Here is a 23296-nt window from a genome sequence, read left to right as displayed (position 1 = left end):
CGTACAATATGCTCGCGGGACGAGTTTAAAGGAGGCGCCATGTCGGTGCTCGGTGTGCTGGCCGGAATCCTGACCACGGGATGCTGGCTGCCACAGCTCGCCCGGTCCTGGAGGACCAGATCGGTCGGCGACATCTCGTGGGTGTACCTGTTGGCCCTCGCGTCGGGTGTCGCGCTCTGGGTGGTGTACGGCGCGACCCAGGGCGACCTGCCCATCGTGCTCACCAACGCGGCGACCGGGGCGGCACTGGTCACCCTCACCGTGATGAAGGCCCGCTACCGCCTGGCGGCTCCCGTTTCCGGCCCCGGCAGCCCCGCATGACCCCGCCGCCCGACCTGCCCCGCAGCGGGGCGGCGGGTGTGCCGCCCGGCCGTTCCCGGCTCGGGGGAGCGGCTTCTCCCATCTTGGAGGCATTTCGTGATTCCGGTGAAGGCCGTGCTGCTGGACATGGACGGCACGCTCGTCGACTCCGACGCCGCCGTCGAGCGCGCCTGGCACCACTGGGCTCTTGAGCACGCGGTCCCGATCCCGGTCCTCGCCCCGATCCTGCACGGCAACCCGGCCGCGACCACGATCCGCGCCGTCCGCCCCGACCTCGACGACGCCGCCGTTGCGGTGGCCGCCCAGCGGAACCTCGACCTGCAGTACGACGACCTCTCCGACGTCGTCGCCACGCCTGGCGCGGCCCGGCTGCTGCGGACCCTGGACGAGCTCGCCCTGCCGTGGGCGGTGGTGACCAGCGCGGACCGCCGGCTCGCCACGGTCCGGCTGCACGCGGCGGGCCTTGCGGCCACCCGCCTCGTCACCATCGAGGACACCCCGCGCGGCAAACCCGACCCCGCCCCGTACCTGGCCGGCGCCTCCCTGCTCGGCGTCGACCCGAAGGACTGCCTGGTGGTCGAGGACTCCCAACCGGGCATCGACGCCGGCCACGCCGCCGGGATGCGCGTGGCAGCACTGCGCGGCCTCTCCGCCGACCTGGAGATCCGCGACCTCGCCGACCTCGCCGACCGCTTCACCCACTGACCCCCGGGGTCCGCGCCTGTCTGCTGCCGACTGCGCCGCCCCGTGCCGCCCGTCCGCTCGGGCCGCCCATCCGCTCGCGCGGTCGTGTCCACGTTGGTGGCGTGCGAATGGCGCCGTCCCCACCCTCACACCGCGCCCCGGATTCGTCATGCGGTCGAACTAGCCGAAGATCACCGCCCGAACCGTGGTACCCCCCGGTCCAGCCATCGACAGCGGCCTTTTTCCCCTGATCCGGAAGGGTTTGTGTCGTCATAGAGCCTGTTGCGTTTTGGCGGAAAACTGTCTCGTCGACGGTCGTCGCGACCCTCGACGGCTACCGATCGGCCGCGACCGGCTCGCACAGCCGTGTTTTTCTCAGCACGGAACGTGAGACGGCCATTTCGCAACAGGCTCCATAGCGGCACAAACTCTTCCGGATCATCCAGAACCCCGCTGAGGACGCGCATCCGCCTGCGCTGCCCGCGCCCGCGGATGACCGGCGTCGCTCAGCGCTCGCTGCGAGGCTGTCAGGCGGCCCTGCGGCGGCAGGTGCAACGGGGGCCGCTGCTGCACCGCCGCCGGCTCCTGGCGTGCCGCTGACGCCGGGCGGCCCAGTCCGGCGTCAGCGGTTCACCGCCCGGCTGCCGCTCCTCCACAGCAGCTCGGTTGCCCCGTCCCGTTCCTCCGGCCGCGACCTGCCCGCAGCTCGGCCCCGCACACCGGCCCGGTCCGGACCGGAGCCTGCTCAGGCCCGCATCTGCTCGCTCAGGACCTCCTGACTGCTGCCATCTACACCTGCTCGTGCACCGGGCCGCTGCGCAGGGTGCGCAAGGTCGGCACCGCGCTTGCCGTGACCGCGAGCAGCAGGCACAGTCCGACGACCCCGCCGACCACGGACCACGGCACCACCAGGCCGACCGGGGCGCCGACCTGCTCGGCCAGCCCGGCCCTGATGCTCAGCAGCGCGAAGAACGCGACGCCACCCCCGAGGACCGCGCCGATCAGCACCACGAGCGCCGACTCGGCCGTGACGAGCCGCAGCACCTGCCGGCGCGTCGCTCCCGCCAGCCGCACCGCCCGCAGGTCCGCCGCCCGGCCGGAGGCCGCCATGAGCAGGGTGTTGGCGACGGCGATCGCACCGTACCCGGCAGACACGGCGATCAGCAGCACCGTGAACATCCACACCAGCCGGTCCTCGGCGCTGTCCTGCTCGGCCGCCCACGTGCCCACGTCGACGAGCCGCGCCCCGGACCCCGACGGCACCTCGACCCGGTCCCGGACGAACACCGCCGACGTCAGCGCCGACGGGTCGTGCGCCCGCACGGCGGCTCGCGGCAGGATCATGTCGCCGGGAATCGAGTCGTCGGAGATCACGGCAACGACCCGCAGCGACACCACCGTCCCGTCGGCGAACATCACCGGGTACACCGCCGGAACCCCATCCCGAGCACCGCCCTTCGCCGGGCCGGACACGGTCGCCGCCGTGGAACCCGGTCCGGCCACGGCACCCGGCGGCGACGGGGAGCCCGCCACGGCCGCACCGGCGGTGCCCGGCGGAGACGCTGATCCGGTCGCGGCCGCACCGCCCGACGCACCGGCAGAACTCGGGCCGGTCGCCGGGCCTGGACCGGGCGCGGAGCTTGAACCGGGCGTCGGGCCTGGACCGGGTGCGGAGCTTGGCCCGAGCGTTGAGCCTGGGCCGAGCGCGGGGCTTGGCCCGGGCGTTGAGCCTGGACCGGGCGTTGAGCCGGGCCCGGACGCCGCGGCCGCCGCAGAGACGGTGAGTGCGACCGTGTCATCCCCGCGCAGGTCGGTGAGCGTGCCGCTGAGCACCTCGAGGCGCCGGTTGACCGCGGCGAACGCGGCCGGATCCACCCCGAACGCGGTCCGTGTCGCCCGCGGCCCGGCCGGATCCGACCCGGACGGGACGAACACCGTCGCCGGCAGCACCGCCGCGCCCGGCACCGCCGCCGCCGCGGCGTCCGACAGACCCGGGGCCCGGTCCGGCGCGACGACCCAGCCCGCGTCCACCCGGGCGGACCGTCCCGCCGCGTACGCGCCGGTCGACGTGCGGACCATGCCGGACACCAGCACCGCGAACGCGACCGTCAGCAGCACCGGCGCGGCCGTGGACGCCGTGCGGCGGGCCGCGGTCAGCGCGCTGCCCCGGACCAGCATGCCGATCGCGCCACCCCGCGACGGCAGTGGCGAGCGCAGCAGCCGGACCACCGGGCCGACCACCGCCGGCGCCAGGACGGCCACGCCGCTGACGAGGGCCATCATGCTGTACAGCGCGAAGGTCGCCGAATGCTGCGCATCACCGGACGTGGCGGTGCCCACGGCGAGCGCAGCGCCCACGGCGAACAGCCCGAGGCCGGTGACCCAGCGGGCAGGACCCATCGGCCGCGGCTCGACCGCCGCCTCCCGCAACGCCTCGACCGGGCGCACCCGGGCCGCGCGCCGCGCCGCCGACCAGGCGCCGATCAGCGCCACGACCGGACCGGCGGTGAGCGCCACGACGACCGGCCAGAGCACGAACCGCACCCTGAACGTCGCCGGCTCGAACCCCGACCCGACCAGCGCCCAGCCCAGCGGTGTCGCGCACGCGGCCCCGGCGAGCAGCCCGACGACGGATCCCGCGGCGCCGACAGCGAGGGCCTCGCCCTGCACCATCCGCCGGATCTGGCGGGGCGTGGCACCGACGGCGCGCAGCAGCCCGAACTCCCGTCGCCGCTGCGCCACCGCGAACGCGAACGTCGACGCGACCACGAACACCGTGACGAACCCGGACAGCGCCGCGACCGCGGTCAGCACCTGCGTCCCGATCCACCGCATGCGGGCGTCGTCGCGCGGCTCCAGGGCGCCCCGATCGTCGCCGGTCAGGACCAGGGCGCCGGTGCCGGCGACCGCTTTCGCCGCGTCCGCGACCGCCGCGGGGTCGGCGCCGGGCCGCAGCACGAGTCCGATGGTGTCGACGCCGGGGGCGAGCGCCGCCGCGACCTCATCGGTGACGTGGAAGCCGGGCGCGTCGACGGTGCCGCTCACCGTGTACGGCGCGGGCCCCGACGCCGTCAGCAACGTCACGGTGTCGCCGGGCGACAGGCCCAGCCCACGGTCGACGACGACCTGCCCGGCCGCGCCCGGCGCCGCACCCGCCGTCAGGCGGAGCCCGCCGAGCTGCGCGCTGGACCAGCCGTGCCCCTCGCGGGCGTCCTGCCGCCCACCGTCCGCCGAGGAGGGGCGGCCGTCGACGATCGCCTGGACGTAGAACGTGCGGTCGGGGACGGCGGCGGCGACGCCGGGGATCGCGGCGAGCCGCCTGGCGACGGCTGCGGCCGTGTCCGACGACCACGGCACCGGCGGCGGGAACGCGTCCGCCGGCGCCGCCGCCGGTCTGGTGCGGACGACCACGGCGGCATCCGCCAGGCGCTCGGGGACCTGGGGGCGGCCCGACGCATACAACAGCGTGGCCGCCGACAGCAGCGCGATCCCGACCGCGACGGCCACGAACGCGCCGCCGAACCGCCGCACGGTCCGCATGACCGCGCCGCGCCGCCCCGCGCCGCGCCGCCCCGCGCCGCCGCCGCCCGCGGTCAGCATGACGGCCCAGCGACAACGGCCTCGACGGCGGCGGTCCGGGCGGCGACGGCCTCGGCCGTGATCGCCTCACGGAGCTCGTCGACGACCCGCCCGTCGGCGAGGATCACCACCCGGTCCGCCCGCGCGGCGGCGACCGGGTCGTGCGTCACCATCACCACCGTCTGTCCGTGCTCGTCGACGAGGGCTCGCAGCAGCGTCAGCACCTGCCGGGACGTGGCACTGTCGAGGGCGCCGGTCGGCTCGTCGGCGAACACGACCGCGGGCCGGCTGATCAGCGCCCGGGCGAGCGCGACCCGCTGCTGCTCGCCACCGGACAGCTCGCTCGGCCGGTGCGCGGCGCGGCCCGCCAGCCCGACGGCGGTCAGCGCCGCCGCCACGTCACCGTCGGCCGGACGCCGCCCCGCGAGCCGCTGCGGCAACGCCACGTTCTGCGCCGCGGTCAGCGTCGACACCAGATTGAACGCCTGGAACACGAAACCGATGCGGTCGCGGCGCAGGCGGGTCAGCGCGTCCTCGTCGAGGTCGTCGAGGCGGGTCCCGTCGACCGTGACCGTGCCGGACGCCGGCCGGTCCAGGCCCGCCGCGCAGTGCAGGAGTGTCGACTTGCCCGACCCCGACGGCCCCATCACCGCCGTGAACGTCCCCCGGTCGAACCCCACCGTCACGCCCGCGAGGGCCGTCACCTGTCGTGTGCCGGAGCCATACACGGCCCGCACATCGTCGAGAAGCACCGTCGGTGTCGTCATGCCCCAGACACTGCCGCTTGCGCGGGTGCGGCCGCGTCAGACTCAGGTCGTTCGATCGGGTCCTGCTTGAGTAGGACCTCCAGCGCCGAATCGCCGATTCGTCATACTCAAGGAGGACCCCCCGGGGCCGACCTGGGGAGGACGCGCCCCGCCCCCACCTGCCGCTACCGTCGACGACGTGAGCGAACTGCTGCTGACCCGCCGGCTCCGGCCCGTCGACCTGTATGTGGTCGACGCGCTCCTCGCCGTCGTGGTCGGCGCGGCCCTGTGCGCCTATGCGGCACTGGAGTCGCCCGAGAGCGGCGGTCTCGTCGAGCCGGTGTGGGTGTCGGTGCTGACGGGTCTCGCGATCGGGCTGCCGCTCGCCGTCCGTCGCCGCTTCCCTGTGGCGGTCACGGTCACGGTCAGCCTCACCACCACGATCGCCCTCGCGACGGGCGTCATTCCGAACTTCGCGGCCGCGGCCCCGTCCGCCTCGCTCGCGCTCGCCTTCTACACCCTCGCCGTCGCGACCCCGCCACGCTGGTCGCTGCCCGTCGCCGCAAGCTGCCTCACGGCTGTCGTCGCCGCGCTCGCCGCGACCGGCGGCAACCTCTGGTCCGGTGCCTTCGCCGTGGTGTACGGGGCGGTCATGACCATGCCGGGCTGGCTCATCGGCTGGACGTTGCGGGAGCGGCGGGCCCACGCCGCACGGCAGAGCGAGCAGGTGACCCGGCAGGCGGTCGCCGAGGAGCGGCTGCGGATCGCGCGGGAGCTGCACGACATCGTCGCCCACACGATGAGCCTCATCGTGGTCAAGGCCGCCGTCGGCAACCACGTCGCCGAGGCCAGCCCGCAGGAGGCCCGCGACGCCCTGCGGGTGATCGAGGCGACCGGGCGGGGCGCCCTGCTGGAGATGCGGCGGGCCCTGGGCATGCTGCGCGACGACGCGCCATATGCGCCGGTGCCGGGCCTCGCCGAGCTGCCCGCGCTGGCCGGGCAGGCGTCGTTCGGCGACGTCGACGCGCGCCTGGAGGTCACCGGGACGGCGCCGCAGGAGGAGGTCCCTGAGTCGGTGGGGCTCGCGGTGTACCGCATCGTGCAGGAATCCCTGACGAACGTGGTGAAGCACGCCGCGCCAGCGACCTGCCGCGTCGAGGTCACGATCGGCCCGGCCGAGGTCCGCGTCGAGGTCACCGACGACGGCCGCCGCCCGATCCGCGCACAGGGCACCGGCCATGGCCTCATCGGCATGCGCGAGCGGGTCGGTGCCCACGGCGGCGCCTTCACCGCGGCAGCGTGCCCCGGCGGTGGGTTCGCGGTGACGGCCACGCTGCCGTACACCCCGGTCGAGGTGCCCGCATGACCCGGGCGCGGACTGCCGCTGTGAGCAGACTCCGCTGTTCCGGGGTTGATCATGTACGGAGACAGCGCGGTGGACCGGGCGGGGCCAGCGCGGTGGACGGGTGCGGGGCACTGGGGCACAGCGGATATGGGATGGCGGCGTGACGCGGGTGCTGGGTGTGGCTTCGAGCCGGGTGCGTGGTGGCGGCGTAGGTCGGGCACAGGGTGGCGGCGTGGGCAGCGGTGGGGCGGCAGGCGGGGCGGCGGAGCTGACGCGGCGGGGGCCGGCGGGGGTGGTGGTGTGATCAGGGTGCTGATCGCCGACGACCAGGCGTTGTTGCGTGGGAGTTTCCGGGTGCTGGTGGACCTGAGCGAGGACTGCACGACGGTCGGCGAGGCCGGCAACGGGGTGGAGGCGGTTGCGCTCGTGGAGCGGTACCGGCCCGATGTGGTGCTGATGGACGTGCGGATGCCGTTGATGGACGGGATCGAGGCGACCCGGCGGATCTGTGCCGACCCGGCGACGACGGCGACGCGGGTGCTGATCCTGACCACGTTCGACCTGGACGAGTACGTCTACGGGGCGTTGCGGGCGGGGGCGAGCGGGTTCCTGCTCAAGGACACGCCGCCGGGGGAGCTGCTGGCGGCGATCCGGGTCGTCGCGGCGGGGGAGGGGCTGCTGGCGCCGTCGGTGACGCGGCGGCTGATCGGGGAGTTCGCGCGGCGGCCCGCCGAGGTGGCGCCGGCGCACCGGCGGCTCGACGGGATCACGGGGCGGGAGCGGGAGGTGCTGACGCTGATCGCGCGCGGTCTGTCCAATGTGGAGATCGCGGCCAGGCTCAACCTGAGCCTGGCGACCGTGAAGACCCACGTCAGCCGGCTGCTGGCGAAGCTGGAGGTGCGGGACAGGGCGCAGCTGGTCATCGTCGCGTACGAGACAGGCCTCGTCACGGTCGCGCACTGAGCAGCCGCGTCAGTGCGCCGCGGAGAGCGGCAGCGCGCGGCTGGAGGTCGGGGGACGGCTGCGCACGGCACGGCTGGGCACGGCACGGCTGGGCACGGCACGGCTGGGCACGGACCGGCACCGGCCGGGTTGCGGCGGCCGGGTCGCGGCGATGCCGGCGGCCGGTAGGCCGTTCGGTGGGGTGGACGCGTCCGGGTTCGGTTGCAGGAGGTCGTGGTGGAGCCGCCTGGGCGCGGCGCGGCTGCGAGGTCAGGGGACGGCGGTGAAGAACTCGTAGGCGATGCCGTCCGGGTCGAGGATGTAGACGCCGCGACCGCCGCCGAGGTGGTTGATCCGGTGGTCGATGAGGCGGGGTGCCGAACCCCACTCGAGACCGGTCCGTGAGGCGTAGGCGAGCGCCCCGTCGAACACGGCGTCGTCGACGAGGAACGCGTAGTGGCCCGGTCGGGCCCCGGACCGGTCGTCGAAGTCGAGGGTGAGGTCGGCGTTCACCCGTACCGGCGCGAAGGGACCGGCAGGAGCGGCCACCGAGACGCCGAGGAGGCCGGCGAGCAGCGACGCGGCGCGGTTGCGGTCGGCGACCGGGACGATGGTGTGGTTGAGGACGATGGTCATGACGCTCCCTGGGATTCGGCGAGGCGGACGAGGTAGGCGGCGAAGCGGCGGGCGTCGGCGGCGGGCCAGTCGGCGACCATGCGCGCGAACGTCTGCGCCTGCCACGCGCGCGCGGCCGCGAGCAGGTCCTCGCCGGCCGGGGTGAGGTCGAGCGAGGTGCGCCGCGCGTCCTGTGCCGACACGGTCTTCGTGACGAGCCCGGCGGTGACGCTCGCGGCCACCATCCGGCTGGCGTTGGAGCGGTCCAGCCCGAGCTCGACCGCGACGGCGCCGATCTGCGCGGGCCGCCCGGCGGCGGCGACGGCCTCCAGGACGAGGACGTGCGCGACGTCGCTGCCCTCGTCCTGGCTGATCCCGGCCGCCCACCGCCGCGACCAGAACCGGACCAGCCGGAACAACGCCGGCCCGCCGCCGTCCACATTATCCGTGCGCATCGCACAGATATTACGTGCGATACGCACAGATCCGCAACCGTGCGTGCGGAGCACCGGGCAGACGGGGGGCCGCCTGGGAATCGGCCGCAGGTTCGATGACGTTTTCCGGTCCGCGGTGCGATGATGACCATGCGAATCGGACTCACGGGGCAGCGTGGGAGGCGGCGTGCTGGTCAGGGACGTCATGGCGGCCTATCCGGCCTATGTAAGGCTCGGCGCGACCATCCGGCGGGCGGCCGAGGTGGTCAGCGTGTCCGAGGTCGGGCATCTCATGGTCCTCGACCACGACGGGAAGTTCGTCGGGTCGGTGTCCGAGGAGGACCTGGTCCGGGCCATGCTGCCCGGGTTCGACGACGTGACCGAGGCCGGCGGCACGCTCGCCGACGCGTTCCGGCTGTTTCTCGAGCGGGGCCGCGCCCTCGCCGACCGGGTCATCGACCCCCTGGTCGTGCGCGACACGGCGACCGTGCGGCCGACCGACGAGCTCGCCCGCGCCGCGATCGTCATGCTCGACCGGGGGATCCGGCGGCTGCCCGTCGTCGATGACGGTGCCCTTGTCGGCACGGTGTCGCGGGCCGATCTGTGTCGCGCGGTGATCTACCATTCCTGACCTGCGGCTGATCATCACGGACCGGCACACCCGGCAGACCGGCGAGCGGATGTGCGCGCTGCCGGCCACCCTCGGCCGGGACGGCGCCACCGCCGCGGTCGTGCTGGAGGACCGCGACATCTCCCGCCGGCACGCCCGGCTGGAGCTGGCCGGCGACGACCTCCTGCTGACGGATCTGGGCAGCACCAACGGCACGTTCGTCAACGACGAACGCGTCACCCGCAGGGTCCTGGTCACCGGCGACCGGCTGCGGATCGGGCGGTTCGAGCTCGTGTGGGCGTTCATCGACCCCGACGCGACCGCGCTGATCGACCCCGGCGAGCTGACCGCGCTGCGGCCCGTGGCCGCGCCCGGTGTCGCCGCGCGGCGGGTCGTGCAGGCCGCCGAGCTGCACAACCGGCGGGTCGGGCACGAGCTCGACGGGTTCCTGTCGCTCGCCCACGGGTTCCTGCCCGCCGAGCCGCCGCTGCTGGCGTTCCCCGGGTCGCACCGGGCCTGGGACGACATGACCGCGCAGCTGCCGGAGCTGTTCCGGCGGCTGTCGCTGCGCCGCGCCTTCGACGCCATGCCCGTGCTCGACGCGCGGCCGGAGGCACTGCCCGACCGGCACCTGCTGCGCGCGTCCACCCTGCTCGGCGTCTTCGCGCACGCGTACCAGTACATGGCGATCGACCCTCCGGCCGCGCTCCCGGAGTCGCTGCTGCGGCCGTGGACGACCGTGTCGCGGCGGCTCGGCAAGCAGCTGCCCGCCGTGTCGTACATCGACCTCTTCTTCTACAACTGGCGGCTGCGCGACCCGGCGGGCCCACGGGCCCTTCCCAACATGGAGCTGCTCGTCCCGACCTGGGACAACGCCGCGGAGCGGGTCTTCTACCTGGTCACGACCGAGTTCGCGATGGGGCTCACGCCCGTGCTCGGCGCCATGCTCGACGCGCAGGAGGCCGTGGTCGCCGACGACCCGGTGGGCCTGGAGCGGGCGCTGCTCACCATCCTGGACCGGTTGCAGCACGTCACACAGGCCGTCTACCCGCAGATCGACCCGAATCCGCGCGCCCGTCATCCGCTGGACCAGGTGCTGTGGGCGAAGACGGTCGGCACCGCCGGCGTGCCGATCTTCGACGGCGCGCCGAGCCCGAGCGGCACCGCCCAGCCGCAGATCCACGCCCTCGACGCGTTCCTCGAGCGTCGCGAGTACGGCTCGCTCGTCGGGCAGCAGAGCACCTACCTCGCCGGCTTCTTCCCGCGGCACTGGCAGGAGCTCGTCGCCGCGCTGCGGGAGGTGTCGGTGCGGCAGTACGTCGAGGACACCCGCAACAGCACCCTGCGCGGTGTCTACAACGCGATGCTCGACGCCTACGTCGGCGACCGCGGCTGGATGGGGCTGCACCGCATCAAGGCGTACGGCTTCCTCGAGGTCGCCTTCAAGGTCGGCCGGCAGGTGACGACCGGCGCCCGCTTCACCGGCCTGTTCAAGGACCGCACCTGGGACAAGGTCGACCACGAGCTCGCCACGGTCCGCGACGAGCGCCGTCCCCCCGTCGGTCCGCCGGTCGTCTTCGGCACGACCCGGCGCGGCCGGACCGTGAGCGGGGAGGGCGGCGCCTGGACCTGCTACGTCGAGCTCGACGTGACCGGGCTGGGCGTGCACCACCTGCCCGGCGACCGGGTCGGGGTGCTCGCCGAACACGAGGACGAGCTCGTGCGCCGCACGACCGCCGCGTTGCAGGCGACCGGCGACGAGCTGGTGCCGCTGACGCCGCAGTGGCAGACGTCGGTCTCCTGCCGGGAGGGGTACGGCGACGTCGACGTGCTGCCCCTGCGGACCCTGCTGCGCTTCGCGAAGCTGCGCCCCATCGGCCGGGACGTCGCCAAACGCCTGGCCCGGCTGAGCGCGGTGGGGTCCTGGCAGCGCGTCGTCGACGCCCGCATGGAGGACCAGTGGGAGCTGTGGGACGTGCTCAACCTGCTGCACGCCGGTGGGTACGACGTCACCCGGCTCTGGAAGGCCGACCCGGACGCCGACGACGCGTTCTGCGCGGTGATCCCGCCGGAGCCGTTCCGGCTGTACTCGATCGCGTCCGCGCCGCCGCCCGGCCGCCCCGCGACGGCACTGCGGCTGGTGGTCGCCGGTCTGGACTACACGTCGGCGCGCACGCCGTGGTCGTACCCACGGCCCCGGCGCGGCGCCGCCTCGCACTTCCTGCGCCGGGCCGCCGCCGAGGGCCGCCAGCGTCTCGCCCTGCGGATCGTGCCGACGCCACGGTTCCGGCTGCCGTCGGACCCGGCGCGCCCGATCCTCATGTTCGCCGCCGGCTCCGGCATCGCCCCGTTCCTGTCCTTCGTCTCGGCCCGCACCGGTCCCGGCGAGAACCGGCTGTACTGGGGTGTCCGCTCGCCGGCGGAGTTCGTGGAGCACCCCGACCTCGACGCGGCCGCCGCCGAGGGCCGCCTGCGGCTGTCGGTCGCCTTCTCCCGCGCCGACCACGCGGTCTCCTTCGACGGCCGCCGGCACACCGTCCACGACGGGCAGCGCCGGCACGTCGACGACGTCGTGCGGGCCGAGGCCGACGCCCTGTGGGACCTACTGCGCCCGGTCGACGAGGGCGGCCGCGGCGCGCACGTGTACGTCTGCGGCAGCGCCCCCTTCGCCGTCGCGGTGATCCGGGCGCTGACCGACATCGTGCCCGGCGGGGCCGCCGCGGGCCGCGAGTTCCTGCGCCGGCTCGTCGCCGAGGGCCGGCTCGGCGAGGACGTGTTCACCACGTACCTCGGCCACGCCCAGCAGGGCCCGCGCTTCGAGGTGTCGGACCTGGCGGTGCACAACACGCCGGAGGCGGGCCACTGGATGGCGATCGGCGGCGCGGTCCTCGACGTCACCGAGTTCCTCCACCTGCACGTCGGCGGGCCGCACATCGTACGGAACCACACGGGCCTCGACGCGACGGTGGCCTACCGCACGGTCCTGCACCACGCGCACGCCGAGATCGACGCGCAACTCGCGATGTACCAGATCGGGCACCTGCGCCGCCTGCGTTTCGGCGCCCGCTGGGGCGTCGTGCTCACCGAGGACGGCCTGCGGAGCCTGCCGCTGGAGGAGCTGTTCAAGACCTGGGTGCGGTTCGTGTACCTGGTGTGCGGCATGGAGAACGCCCTGGCCGCCGACCACGGCTTCACGTCGGCGGTCGCGACCCACGGCGAGAACCCGGCCGAGCTGACGCCGTTCAAAGCGCAGTACGTCGTCGAGGCCCACCGCCGTTTCCTGGTCAGCTACCTGGACGGCCTGCTGCACGACGACCTGCGCCGGCTGTGGCTGCGCACCGCCGGCTTCTGCGACCCGCACACCGACCTGCGCTCCTTCGACGCCGGGCTGGCCACCCTGTCGTCCACTGTGGACGCTCGGCTGGTCCGGCACAGCGTACCGGCGGTGAAGGCGCTGCTGCTGTCCGGCGACGAACCGGGGCGCGTCGCCGCCCTCTGCCGCGCCTACGTCCACGCCGACGCCCAGCTGCTGCGCGACCTGAAGCACGCCGTCCTGGAGGGCGTGCGCGCCTTCGAGGCCCACGAGGCCGAGGTCGTCGAGCGTTCGGCCGACGTCCTGCTGTACGCCGCCCACCGGCCGCTCACGGTCGTCGCCGCCTACTACCAACGCCTCGCCGAGCTGACCCGGGGCCACGGCATCACGTCCGTGGACGTCGCGGACCAGCCGATCCCGGACGACAAGGGGCTTCCCGGCCACGGCGGCCCGCTGGACCTGCCGGCCTGAGGAAAAATACGCGGCGGGCCGGGCCGCGGGTGGGTAGCTTGCCGTGGTGGGCAGGATTCTCTCGGTCAACCTGGCGGTGCCGGAGCCGAACCCGGCGAAGGGCGGCCTCACCGGCATCAACAAACGGCCGGTCGACCACCTGGTGGCCGTGCGGGCGCCGGGCCCGAAGACGACCGGGCTGCACACCGGCCTCGTCGGCGACCAGATCTACGACATCGTCAACCACGGCGGCGACGACCAGGCCGTGTACGCGTACGCGCGGGAGGACTACGACTGGTGGCAGGCGCGGCTGAGCCGCCGGCTGCCCAACGGTCTCTTCGGGGAGAACCTGACGACCGAGGACCTGGACGTCAACGGCGCGGTCATCGGCGAACACTGGCGCATCGGCCCGCGGCTGGTGCTGCAGCCGACGTTCGGCCGGATCCCGTGCTCCACGTTCCAGCACAAGATGGGCGAGCCGCGCTGGCTGAAGACGTTCACCAGGTCGATGCGTCCCGGCGCCTACCTGCGCGTGGTCGAGGAGGGCGAGGTGTGGGCCGGCGACCCGGTCACGGTGCAGGATCGTCCGGCGCACGGGGTGACGATCGCGCAGGCGTTCCGGGCGTACATGACGGAGCCTTCGCTGCTGCCGGAGCTGATCGGGATCGACGGGCTGCCCGACGACCTGCGCGTGACCCTCGAGGAGCGACTGCCCCGGCGCCGGTAGACGGGCCGGGAAATGTCGTACCCGGGCGGTAGCGTCCCGGGCATGGCACTTTCAGCGGTGGACAAGCCGGTGGCGTGGGAGGACGGCGAGCTGGAGCGCCGCCCGGCCCGGGACATCCGCCGCACCCCTGTGGGCCACTGCGACCCGGTCACCCTGTCGGAGGCACTGGTCGAGCTGAGCGGAAAGGGCACCTGAATGCGTCCGTCGTGGATCGATCTGCCGGCGGCGGTGCGGGTGGCCGTCGAGGAGCTCGTCGGCGGGCCGGTCGTCCGTGCGGACGGTTGCCCCGACGGGTTCTCGCCAGGGTTCGCGTCGCGGCTCACGCGCGCCGACGGGGCCCGGCGGTTCGTCAAAGCGATCGACGCCGACGCCTGGCCGCACGAGGTCGGCGCGTATCGGATCGAGGCGAGGGTCGCCGCCGCCCTGCCGCGATCGGTGCCCGCTCCTCGGCTGCTCGGCGTGCACGACGACGGCCACTAGTGCATCCTCGCCTTCGAGGACGTCGACGGTGTGCCGCCGGGGCGGCCCTGGACGCCCGGTGACATCCTCCGCGTCGTCGAGGCCGCCAGTGCCCTCGGCGGGGTCGCGGAGACGGCCGGTGGTCTCGGCGGGGTCGTGGAGGCGGCCGGTGGTCCCGGCGGGGTCGTGGAGGGCGTCGGTGGTCTCGGCCGGGGCGGGCGGCTTCCGAGTGATCATCCGAGGCTCGGCGGGTGGGTGGGGATCGACGATGACAGCGTGGCCGGGCTGCGGCGGCACGCGCCGTGGGCGGCCGGCGACCTGACGCGGCTCCAAGCGCTGGAGCGCGACGGCCTCGCCGCGGCGCGTGGCGGCTCGCTGGTGCACGGCGACCTGTATCCGCACAACATCCTGCTGACGGCGGACCGGGTCGTGTTCGTCGACTGGCCGCACGCCCGCCTCGGCTCGCCCACCGTGGATCTGGTCGCGTTCCTGTCGAGCGTGGCGGCGGACGGGCTCGACCCGGAGCCGTTCGTGCCGGAGGACGCGGTGGCGGTCACGGAGGTCCTGGCGGCACACACCGGCTTCCTGCTCGCCGGGGGACTGGCGGCACCGCCGCCGGGCCTGGAGGCGATCGCGGCCGCCAAGCTCCGCCTCGGCATCGGCGCGCTCGGCTGGCTCCGCCGCCGCCTGCGCGTGGAAGTTTCAGCAGATGCGCCAGGTCCGGACGGCACCACCGCATGAAATGGGCCAGGCTCGGGCGGCGCGGCCCTACGCTGCGCGACATGCTCACTCGGGTACTGGTGATGCTGGCCCTCGTGCCGGCGGCCGTGGTCGTGGCGCAGCCGGCGCATGCTTCCGGAGGACATCAGGCGCGGCCCACGAACGGGTTCTCCCGGCAGGGACCGTGGAACACGAAGCTGCCGCGGCACGTCCCGCTGGCCGCGAACTCCGCCGCGATCGTCGAGAACATCCGCCTCGACAAGGTGAACAACTACGGGTCCTGGGCGGTGAACACCGACGAGTACTCCACCCCGATCTTCACCGTCGCGCGGGACACGCCGACGCAGCGGTGGACGTTCTCCGACTGTCTGAACCTGCCGCACCTGGCACCGGTGATCGCCGGCAGCCTCGCAGCGGTGCCGACGCCCGCCGACCTGATCGTGTCGAAGGGCACCGACGCCGCCGTCACCATCTATCAGCCGTCGACGGACACGTACTGGGACTTCTGGCGTGCCGAGCAGGACGCGGCCGGGCACTGGTCGGCGTGCTGGGGCGGGAAGATCGAGCACTACTCCCGCAACCCCGGCATCTTCACCAACCCCCTCGGCGCGACCGCGACCGGCCTGCCGATGGGCGCGTTCACCATCCGCATCGACGAGCTGCGCCGGGGCAGGATCGACCACGCGGTCAACATCGCCACCGTCCGCACCCGCAAGGACTGCGACTCGTGGCCGGCGACCCGCAACGACGGCAACACCGAAGGCGCGGACATCCCGTGCGAGGGGCAGCGCTTCCGCCTCGACCCGGCCTTCGACATCAGCGTCGTGCGCAGCCCCGCCGCCCGCACCATCGCCCGCGCCATGCAGGAGTACGGCCTCATCTTGACCGACAAGGCCGGCGCCCTCGTCACCTACGCCGAGGACCCGCGCCCCTACATGGCAGCGAACGGCGGCGTCGACCCGTACTTCAAGCTCATGGACCCCGACGACATCGTCCCCGACGGCGCCGAGAAGTACCTCATCCTCGGCGACATCCCCGTCGAACGCCTGCAGGCCCTCCCGTACGACTACGGCCGCCCCTGCTGAGGCAGGGCCCGGGTCACGCGGGCCGGCCGAGGGACGCCCGGCCGGCCCGGCGCTCCGCGTCCGCGGCGAGGAACGCGGTGAACTCCGCCCGCTGCGCGTCGGTCATCGGCGCCTTCGGCACGAACAGCGACGCCGCCTTGCCCAGCAGCAGGTACCACGCCTCCGGCGTCTCGGCGACGTGGTCCAGGCCGGCCCACCGGTACCGGGACTCGGCCAAGGGGTACACGACGGCGAGCCACTCGTCGGTGAGCGACAGGTGGAACCCGTCCTTGATGAGGGCCGGCTGCATGCCGACCGTGACGCGCACCGTGATCGGCCCGACGAGGGTCAGGCACACCAGGCCCACGACGACCGCCGCGGCGGCCAGGCCGACCGGGCCGCCGATCATGAGCAGCAGCAGGCCCAGTGCGGAGCAGACCGCGCCGAGGATGCGGATCGGCCGGAGCTGCGGCCGGAGGACCACCTTGATCGTGCGACGCAGCTGAGCCTCGTCGTACGGCACCCACATGTCGATCTGCATCGCAGCATGGTACGCGGCCGGCAGCCGATCGCGGCGGCGGTGACGAGCGCCGGCCCACGGTCAGACGGGCAGCGGGCGCAGCGACCGGCGCCGGACGTCGGTCCCGCGGTCCTGACCTGCCCGGCCCCCGCCGGCCGCCGATGACGATGCACGCACGTTGCAGAGTGCAGCACCGGAAACCGGCCCCGTGCAAAGGATTCTGTCCGGACGCCGCGTACGTTTCTGTGCATGACCTTCGACGACTTCTTCCGGCGGGCGGCCGGTCACCAGCCCGACCCGGCGCTGCGACGGCTGGCCCGCGAAGGCCTGCCCGGCGAGGTCGAAGTGCCCGCCGGGGTCCCACGGACATCGATCGTGCTCGTTTGGCTCTGGCGGCGACGGTACGACCAGGGTCACCGACGCCTCATCTACGCGCTGCCGCGCGGGGCCGGGGTCGAACCGGTCGCCGGGGACGTCGTGCGCTGGCTCGCCGCACTGGACCTGACCGACCGGGTCGGTGTGCACACCGTCATGGCCGGCGCCGGTGAGGCGGACCGCCGCTGGCGGCTCGACCCGCACCGGCCGGCGATCGTGATCGGCGCCGCCGACGCCCTGGTGAGCAAGGCGCTGAACCGTGGCTACGCCCTGTCGCGGGCGATGTACCCGATCGACTTCGCCCTCGTCACCAACGGCGCGCAGTGGATCGTCGACGAGCCCGGCCTGTCGCCGGCGGCGACCGCCACGCTGCGCCGCGTCGTCGCGTTCACCCGACCGGCGCCGGGCGGCTCCTGGCCGACCGCCGAGCCGCTGGCGCTGACCTGCGTGTCGACGGCGGGCGCGCCGCGACCCGCGATCGTGATGCGTCCGCACGTCCGTGGCATCGAACGGGAGGACCTCCTGGCCTGGTTCGACACCACGGACGACGTCGACGTGACGCCCTATGTCAGTGACACCGGAGACTTCGACGTGCAGGTCGCCTGGGCCCGGTGGACCCCGGCCGGCCCGGACGGCCGGCCGGCTGCCGAGGTGCGCGTCCCGGAGCAGCGGTGGCGGCACCTAGTGCCGTCCGGTGACCTGCGGGCCTTCGCGGAACGGGTCGCGGTCTGGTGGTTCGACCACGCGGAGGGCGACTGGTCCCGGGTGCTCGCCGGATCCCCGCTGCGCCCCGGCGAGACGGTCCTCGTCGCGGCCCGTGACGGCGGCTGTGACCCGCGCACCGGCTTCGACCCGGCGGGCACGGACCCGGTGGAGCCGGCGCCCGACGTGGACCCCGTACCACGGCAGCAGGAGCCGACCGGATGGCTGTCGCTCGACCGGCACAGCGCCGACGTGCGTGACCAGGTCCGCGCGCTCCTCACCGCCATCGGCCCCGCGCTGCCGCCCGGCGCCGCACACGCCGCCGTCGTCGCCGGCCACGCCCACGACCTCGGCAAGGCCCACCCGACCTGGCAGGACGCGCTGTGCGCCCTCGCCGGCGACCCCGAACCCGCCTGGATCACGGCGGGCCGGCCGTGGGCGAAGTCCGGCATCGACGCGCCGCTGCGCTTCCGGGACGACGTCGCGTTCCGGCACGAGCTCGGCTCGCTGCTGCTCCTCGACGGCCCGCTCCGCGGTCTCCTCGACGGCATCGCCGACCCGGACCTGGTCCGCTACCTGGTGCTCGCCCACCACGGCAACCTCCGCGTCCGGATCCCGCCACCGGGCGACGTCGGGGCCGGCGACGCGGTGCCCGTGCCGGCGACGCACGGCCACCCGGCCGGCACCCTGACCGTCGACCAGGACGGCATCCAGGAGACCTGGACCCGGACCGCGACCGGGCTGCGCGACCGGTACGGCCCGTTCCTCCTCGCATACCTGGAGACCCTGGTCCGCATCGCCGACTGGCGCGCCAGCGCAGGACTGCCGGAGGCCCGTTGAACAACGTTGACGGCGGCTGTCAGGCTCCTGGTATGACCGAGCCGCGTTGGTGGCAGCACCGGTACGTCCGCCGTCTGGCGGTGCTCGCCACGATCGGCGTGCACGGCGTGCTGCTGCTCCTGGCAGGCAGCGTCGTCTGGGTCCGCGGCGGCGCCGACGGTCACCTGTTCACCGAGCAGGCCGTCCCGGTCGCGCCGGTCGCGCTCGTCTTCGGCGCGCAGGTGTACGCCGACGGCACCCCGTCACCGTTCCTCGAGGCCAGACTCGACCTGGCCAGGCGGCTCTTCGACGCGGGCAAGGTCAAGGTCCTGCTCGTCTCCGGTGACAACATGCGCCACGAATACGACGAGCCGACCGCGATGCGGGCCTGGCTGATGGCCCACGGCGTGCCCGACGCGAAGATCGTGCGCGACTACGCGGGCTTCGACACCTACGACACGTGCGCCCGCGCGAAACGCATCTTCGGCGTCACGAAGGTGACCGTGGTGACGCAGTCGTTCCACCTGCCCCGGGCCGTCATGGTGTGCCGCCACCTGGGCCTGGACGCCGCCGGGGTCGGCGACGACAGCGTCAGCAAGTACACGAAGGTCTGGCAGGCCAACGCCCGCCGCGAATACCCGGCCTCGGTCAAGGTCGTCTACGACGTCGTGTCCGGCCGCGACCCCGTGTACCTCGGCCGCCACGAAACCGGCGTCGAGGACGCCCTGCGCGCCGACTGAACCGGGCCGTGCTGGACCGGGCCGTGCTGGACCGGGCCGTGCTGGACCGGGCCGTGCTGGACCGGGCCGTGCTGGACCGGGCCGTGCTGGACCGGGCCGTGCGCCGACAAATCCTTCGGATGTTCTCAACCTCCGCCGTGCCGGGACCCGTCGGACGGGTGAAGGCGACAGGGAGGAGCCCGGATGCGCAGTGACAGCGAAGCCGACTACACGACCTACGTGGCGGCGCGGCTGCCAGCGCTCCACCGCGCCGCATACCTGCTGTGCGGCGGTGACAAGGACCGTGCCGACGACGTCGTGCAGGTCACCATCACGAAGCTGTACCGCAGCTGGAAGCGGGCGAGCCGCGCCGACAACGTCGACGCGTACGTGCACCGGATGCTGGTGCGCACCTACATCGACGAGAAGCGCCGGCTGTGGTCGCGGGTGTGGCTGCTCCCGCCCGGCGACGACGCGTCGGCCGGCGCCGGTGCCGAGGGTGCCGCCGAGCCGTACACCACGATCGACGACCGCGGTGTCGTCGTCGCCGCACTGCGGAAGCTGCCACCGAGGCAACGGGCCGTGCTGGTGCTGCGGTTCCTGCTCGACCGGCCCGTCGAGGAGGTCGCCGAGATCCTCGGCTGCTCCGTCGGCACCGTCAAGAGCCAGACCTCCAGGGGGCTCGCCGCGCTGCGGGCCATGCTCCCGGACCACCCAGAGACGATTGGAACGCGTGGACATGTCTGAGGACGAGCGACTCCGTGACCTGATGCTGGCCGTCGAGGTGCCGCCGACGACCGCCGACATCGGCCTGGCCATCGCCACCGGGCGCCGCCAGGCGGCCCGCCGCGGCACGACCCTCGCCGGGGCGGCGGCCGCGCTGGCCCTCGCCGGCGGCACCGCCTACGCGCTCGGCGTCACGCCGTCGCCGGGCGGGTCCGGTGGCGCGCCGACCGGGCAGCAGCCGCAGGGGGCACCGTTCGCGGCGTGCACCGTCGACACGGTCGACGTCGGCGTGCCGACCGGGATCCCCGTCGTCGATCCCGCGGGGCGCCTGATCGTCGCGACGGCCGGCGGCACCGCGGCCCGGCTCGCCGACGGCGCCTTCACGCCCTACACCAGTGCGACCGGCCAGGTCGTCGCCGTCAACGCCGCCGGGACCGTCGTCGGCTACGACGAGGTCGACGAGGCCAGCCACATGCTCGCGTGGACCTACCGCGACGGGACGAAGACGCCGCTGGCGAAGCTGACCGGGTACGCGTACACGGTCCCGACCGCCGTGAACGCCCGCGGCGACGTCGCCGGCTACGCGATGGGCGAAGCCAACGACGACAGCGTCCCCGTCGTCTGGCCGGCGGACCGGCCGGGCACCGTGCGTGCGCTCGCCGTGCCCGCCGGGTACGGCGAGCCCGGCACCAGCGGGTCGCAGGCGGCCGGCATCGGCGACGACGGCACCGCGGTCGGCAACGTCCGTGGCGCGGCGACCCGCTGGTCCCCGGACGGCACCCCGGCGCTGCTGCCCGTGCCGCCCGGCCACGACCTCACGATCGCGACCGCGATGCGCGGCGGCCACGCCTACGGCCTCGCCCGCGTCGTCGGCGCCGACCGCAACTCGGCGCTGCGCTGGGACCTCACGGCCGGCACCGTGACCGTGCTGACGGGCGCCCCGGACGACATCACCGACGGCACCCCGACCGGCTGGGCGATCACCACCGGCGGCGACTACAACCAGCCGACCAGGATCGCCCCCGACGGCACCGTCGAACGCCTGCCGCTCCCACCGGGCCTCCAACTGCCCCCGAAGGGCCCGGGCGCCGTCGCCGCGTCGATCAGCGACGACGGCACCACGATCACCGGCGCCACCGCCACCACCGACCGCCACCTCCTGATCTGGCACTGCTGACCGGCCCTGCTGACCAGGGCCTTGATCCGGCACCGCCGGGCCGTCTGCGATCCCCGGCGGCCCGGCGGCCCGGCGGCCCGGCGGCCCGGCGGCCCGGCGGACCTGCTGCGCCGCGTGGTGGTAATGGTGCGGGTGGACCAGCGCACCGGTGCCGATCACGCCCACATCGTGCCGGACGCTCGTCAGGGGCTCACGGGTCAGGACCTTCGGGTCAGGGCTTGCGGGTCAGGTCCAGTCCGGCGGGGCCGACGCCGAGCAGCGGGGCGGTCGTCGGGCAGGCCGTCGACGCGCATTCCCGTGGGTGGACGCGGTACGTCGCGTGGCCGATCGGGACGACGGTGATGGCCAGGGGCTGCAGCGGGCCGCGTGACCAATACCGCTCCGTGCTGCGCGCCCGCCGGACGGCGCGGTCCAGGTCGGGGGTGAACTGGGTGAGGTCGTGGCAGACGAGGACCGGGCCGTAGCCCGCCCAGTCGAGGCGCACGGCGAAACCGTCACCTGGCGCGGGCCGCCGCAACAGCATGCGGACGACGTCGGAGAGGTCGTTGCGAGGCATCGGAGAACCACCCTTCCCAAGGACCAACGACCGATCGGCCCCAACGTTATTCGTACACGTGTACGAACGCCAGTCCGATCGGCGCGCCTCAGGACGGCTCGCCGACCTTTTCCTCGACCTCCTCGATCTTCGGTGTGGCGGGGGTGGTCATGAAGTGGTGGCTGAGGCGGCGGTACGGGCCGCTGCGCAACGCGAACAGGCTGGCGACCAGGCCGATGACCCCGGTGAGGACGAACACGAGCGCGAGGCCGCGTTCGGCGCCGGTGCCGAACCAGCCGCCGATCGCCCGGGCGCCGGCGCCGTCGGTCATCAGCGGGATGAACACGAACTGGGCGATCGGCGCGATCAGGAACGCGGTCAGCGGCGACGCGGCCTGCTCGACGCTCTGGGCGAAGCCGAACACGCGCCCCTGCCGCTCGTACGGGACCACCTTCTGCAGGATCGTCTGCTCGGCGGCCTCCGCGTACGGGACGAGGACCATGTAGATGAGCATGCCGCCGCCGAGCAGGATGATCGACGACCGGGCCGGGAACAGCACGGTCACCGTCCACAGCACGACGTTGACGAGCAGCAGCAGCCGGACCGGGTTGCTGCCGAGGCCGGTCCGCGCGACGCACAGCCCGCCGACGATGAGCCCGGCGCTCAGCGCGCCCCACAGCAGGCCCCACGTCTGCACGGAGACGAGCGACAGGCCGTACGCGTCCATGAGGGCCATGTAGACGCCGCCGAGGAAGTTGTTGAACGTGGAGAACAGGATGAGCGCGGTGAGGCCGGGCACCTGGCTGACGACGCGCATGGTGCCGCGCAGGTCGACGCTGCGCTTCGGCGCCTCCCCGCCGGGTTCCGGTTCGGGCTGCGCCGCCGGCGGCACGGCCCGCAGGAACGACAGGTGCACCACCGCCGCGGTCAGGACGCCCAATGCCCCGACGAGCACCCAGAACATGCCGCCGAGCGCCACCAGGATGCCGCTGATCACCGACGTGACCAGGAACGACACCCCGGACGTCGTGCCGACGAGCCCGTTGGCCCGGTCCCGGTCGCTCTCCTCGATGAGCGCCGTCACCATCGTCGGCAGCGCGATCGTGCGGATGTTGCCGGCGATGACGCCGAGCATCAGCAGCACGATCAGCGTCCACAGCGGCACGCTCGCCGGGTCCTTGAACTCGTCCCGCGGCACCGTCTGGTAGATCCCGAACGCCGCCGCGTAGAGCAGGAACGACGCGACCGCCGACACCTGCATGATCGTGGTCTTCGAGTGATGGTCCACGAGGCTGCCGAACCAGATCCCGGTCAGCGCCGTCATCACCAGGAAGATCCCGGACACCACCCCGGTGGCGAACACGGACCTGGTCTCCAGATACACGTAGAACGTGATCGCGAACCAGACCGTGAAGTTGACCACCGACACCAGCAGCGTATTGATCAGAAGCTGGTAGAACGTCCTGCGATCCCCGTGAATAGCGGCCATGCGGAAGATCGTAGGACCTTAACCGGGCTGGAGGTCCAGTTCAGGCGTCTGCCGGATGTGCCACGTGATTGGTGGTCTGTGCGCGTCCGTGCCGCCGGTTCATGCACGAAGCGCAAAAGGGATCTATGCCAAAGGAGTGGAACCACCGAACGGACGGGTCTGCCGGGCGGGGAAATCCGTTACTATTCGAGGCTGACGTTCAGATCGCGTGGGAAATGAGTACCC

The 23296-nt window shown here is 73.7% G+C and carries 23 protein-coding genes; 16 read left to right on the top strand and 7 right to left on the bottom strand.

Going from position 1 to position 23296, the window contains the following annotated elements; translation table 11 throughout:
- The first annotated feature begins 39 nt into the window (after nt 1–39).
- Nucleotides 40–321 carry a SemiSWEET family transporter gene (locus ABZS58_RS13985; RefSeq protein WP_354781168.1) on the top strand — a complete coding sequence of 94 codons (282 nt, stop codon included), beginning with the start codon at nt 40–42 and terminating at the stop codon, nt 319–321.
- 96 nt (nt 322–417) lie between these two features.
- The gene (locus tag ABZS58_RS13980) at nt 418–1026 is read left to right on the top strand and encodes an HAD-IA family hydrolase (protein WP_354781166.1); all 609 of its coding nucleotides are present in this window, start codon (nt 418–420) and stop codon (nt 1024–1026) included.
- A 768-nt stretch (nt 1027–1794) separates the two neighbouring features.
- Here the strand turns inward: ABZS58_RS13980 and ABZS58_RS13975 are convergent.
- Together ABZS58_RS13975 and ABZS58_RS13970 are read right to left on the bottom strand one after the other, a co-directional pair.
- Nucleotides 1795–4605: an FtsX-like permease family protein gene (locus tag ABZS58_RS13975; RefSeq protein WP_354781165.1), complete on the bottom strand. Its 2811-nt coding sequence runs from the start codon at nt 4603–4605 to the stop codon at nt 1795–1797.
- Nucleotides 4599–5351, bottom strand: a complete 753-nt coding sequence (locus ABZS58_RS13970) for an ABC transporter ATP-binding protein (RefSeq protein WP_354781163.1) — start codon at nt 5349–5351, stop codon at nt 4599–4601. Before ABZS58_RS13970 ends, ABZS58_RS13975 begins: the two co-directional genes overlap by 7 nt.
- A gap of 178 nt (nt 5352–5529) precedes the next feature.
- Between ABZS58_RS13970 and ABZS58_RS13965 the strand changes: the two genes are divergently transcribed.
- A complete protein-coding gene (locus ABZS58_RS13965) occupies nt 5530–6696 on the top strand; it encodes a sensor histidine kinase (RefSeq protein ID WP_354781161.1) in 1167 nt (388 codons plus the stop codon).
- Nucleotides 6697–6975: 279 nt separating this feature from the next.
- A complete protein-coding gene (locus ABZS58_RS13960; protein WP_354781159.1) occupies nt 6976–7638 on the top strand; it encodes a response regulator transcription factor in 663 nt (220 codons plus the stop codon).
- A gap of 249 nt (nt 7639–7887) precedes the next feature.
- On the opposite strand, the gene ABZS58_RS13955 is transcribed toward ABZS58_RS13960, so the two are convergent.
- Nucleotides 7888–8253 carry a VOC family protein gene (locus ABZS58_RS13955; RefSeq protein ID WP_354781157.1) on the bottom strand — a complete coding sequence of 122 codons (366 nt, stop codon included), beginning with the start codon at nt 8251–8253 and terminating at the stop codon, nt 7888–7890.
- Nucleotides 8250–8687, bottom strand: coding sequence for a MarR family winged helix-turn-helix transcriptional regulator (locus ABZS58_RS13950; protein WP_354781155.1), 438 nt, complete (start codon nt 8685–8687; stop codon nt 8250–8252). Before ABZS58_RS13950 ends, ABZS58_RS13955 begins: the two co-directional genes overlap by 4 nt.
- A gap of 166 nt (nt 8688–8853) precedes the next feature.
- Here ABZS58_RS13950 and ABZS58_RS13945 point away from each other — a divergent pair, with 166 nt between their 5' ends.
- The 7 genes from ABZS58_RS13945 to ABZS58_RS13915 are packed head-to-tail and all read left to right on the top strand — an operon-like array spanning nt 8854 to nt 16030.
- Nucleotides 8854–9297 (top strand): CBS domain-containing protein, encoded by a 444-nt coding sequence (locus ABZS58_RS13945; protein ID WP_354781153.1) that lies wholly within the window; start codon nt 8854–8856, stop codon nt 9295–9297.
- A 49-nt stretch (nt 9298–9346) separates the two neighbouring features.
- Nucleotides 9347–13060 carry an FHA domain-containing protein gene (locus ABZS58_RS13940; RefSeq protein WP_354781151.1) on the top strand — a complete coding sequence of 1238 codons (3714 nt, stop codon included), beginning with the start codon at nt 9347–9349 and terminating at the stop codon, nt 13058–13060.
- A gap of 46 nt (nt 13061–13106) precedes the next feature.
- A complete protein-coding gene (locus ABZS58_RS13935) occupies nt 13107–13766 on the top strand; it encodes an MOSC domain-containing protein (RefSeq protein ID WP_354781149.1) in 660 nt (219 codons plus the stop codon).
- Nucleotides 13767–13808: 42 nt separating this feature from the next.
- Nucleotides 13809–13961, top strand: a complete 153-nt coding sequence (locus ABZS58_RS13930; protein ID WP_354781147.1) for a hypothetical protein — start codon at nt 13809–13811, stop codon at nt 13959–13961.
- Nucleotides 13962–14246 carry a hypothetical protein gene (locus ABZS58_RS13925; RefSeq protein WP_354781145.1) on the top strand — a complete coding sequence of 95 codons (285 nt, stop codon included), beginning with the start codon at nt 13962–13964 and terminating at the stop codon, nt 14244–14246. It abuts the gene before it with no gap.
- A 30-nt stretch (nt 14247–14276) separates the two neighbouring features.
- Nucleotides 14277–14966: a phosphotransferase gene (locus tag ABZS58_RS13920; RefSeq protein WP_354781143.1), complete on the top strand. Its 690-nt coding sequence runs from the start codon at nt 14277–14279 to the stop codon at nt 14964–14966.
- 41 nt (nt 14967–15007) lie between these two features.
- Nucleotides 15008–16030 carry a hypothetical protein gene (locus tag ABZS58_RS13915; protein ID WP_354781141.1) on the top strand — a complete coding sequence of 341 codons (1023 nt, stop codon included), beginning with the start codon at nt 15008–15010 and terminating at the stop codon, nt 16028–16030.
- A gap of 13 nt (nt 16031–16043) precedes the next feature.
- Here ABZS58_RS13915 and ABZS58_RS13910 read toward each other — a convergent pair whose 3' ends face one another.
- Nucleotides 16044–16550, bottom strand: coding sequence for a YcxB family protein (locus ABZS58_RS13910; RefSeq protein ID WP_354781139.1), 507 nt, complete (start codon nt 16548–16550; stop codon nt 16044–16046).
- Nucleotides 16551–16778: 228 nt separating this feature from the next.
- On the opposite strand from ABZS58_RS13910, the gene ABZS58_RS13905 reads away from it, so the two are divergent.
- From ABZS58_RS13905 to ABZS58_RS13885, 5 genes are read left to right on the top strand one after another with little or no spacing between them, the layout of a single operon-like run.
- A complete protein-coding gene (locus ABZS58_RS13905; protein WP_354781137.1) occupies nt 16779–18446 on the top strand; it encodes an HD domain-containing protein in 1668 nt (555 codons plus the stop codon).
- 32 nt (nt 18447–18478) lie between these two features.
- Nucleotides 18479–19165 (top strand): ElyC/SanA/YdcF family protein, encoded by a 687-nt coding sequence (locus tag ABZS58_RS13900; RefSeq protein WP_354781135.1) that lies wholly within the window; start codon nt 18479–18481, stop codon nt 19163–19165.
- 8 nt (nt 19166–19173) lie between these two features.
- Nucleotides 19174–19359: a hypothetical protein gene (locus ABZS58_RS13895; protein WP_354781133.1), complete on the top strand. Its 186-nt coding sequence runs from the start codon at nt 19174–19176 to the stop codon at nt 19357–19359.
- Entirely contained in the window at nt 19349–19891 is a 543-nt protein-coding gene (locus tag ABZS58_RS13890) for a SigE family RNA polymerase sigma factor (protein WP_354781131.1), read from the top strand. The genes ABZS58_RS13895 and ABZS58_RS13890 overlap by 11 nt, the downstream gene beginning before the upstream one ends.
- Nucleotides 19878–21047 carry a hypothetical protein gene (locus ABZS58_RS13885; RefSeq protein ID WP_354781130.1) on the top strand — a complete coding sequence of 390 codons (1170 nt, stop codon included), beginning with the start codon at nt 19878–19880 and terminating at the stop codon, nt 21045–21047. Before ABZS58_RS13890 ends, ABZS58_RS13885 begins: the two co-directional genes overlap by 14 nt.
- Before the next feature lie 211 nt (nt 21048–21258).
- Here ABZS58_RS13885 and ABZS58_RS13880 read toward each other — a convergent pair whose 3' ends face one another.
- Both ABZS58_RS13880 and ABZS58_RS13875 read right to left on the bottom strand, forming a co-directional pair.
- Nucleotides 21259–21603: a hypothetical protein gene (locus tag ABZS58_RS13880; protein WP_354781128.1), complete on the bottom strand. Its 345-nt coding sequence runs from the start codon at nt 21601–21603 to the stop codon at nt 21259–21261.
- An 88-nt stretch (nt 21604–21691) separates the two neighbouring features.
- Nucleotides 21692–23071 (bottom strand): MFS transporter, encoded by a 1380-nt coding sequence (locus tag ABZS58_RS13875; protein ID WP_354781126.1) that lies wholly within the window; start codon nt 23069–23071, stop codon nt 21692–21694.
- Nucleotides 23072–23296: the final 225 nt, after the last annotated feature.

The sequence above is a fragment of the Dactylosporangium sp. NPDC005555 genome, assembly GCF_040605635.1.
Classification (GTDB): domain Bacteria; phylum Actinomycetota; class Actinomycetes; order Mycobacteriales; family Micromonosporaceae; genus Dactylosporangium.
The sequence above is the reverse complement of the archived record's forward strand: the minus strand, read 5'-3'. Positions and strand labels throughout refer to the sequence as shown.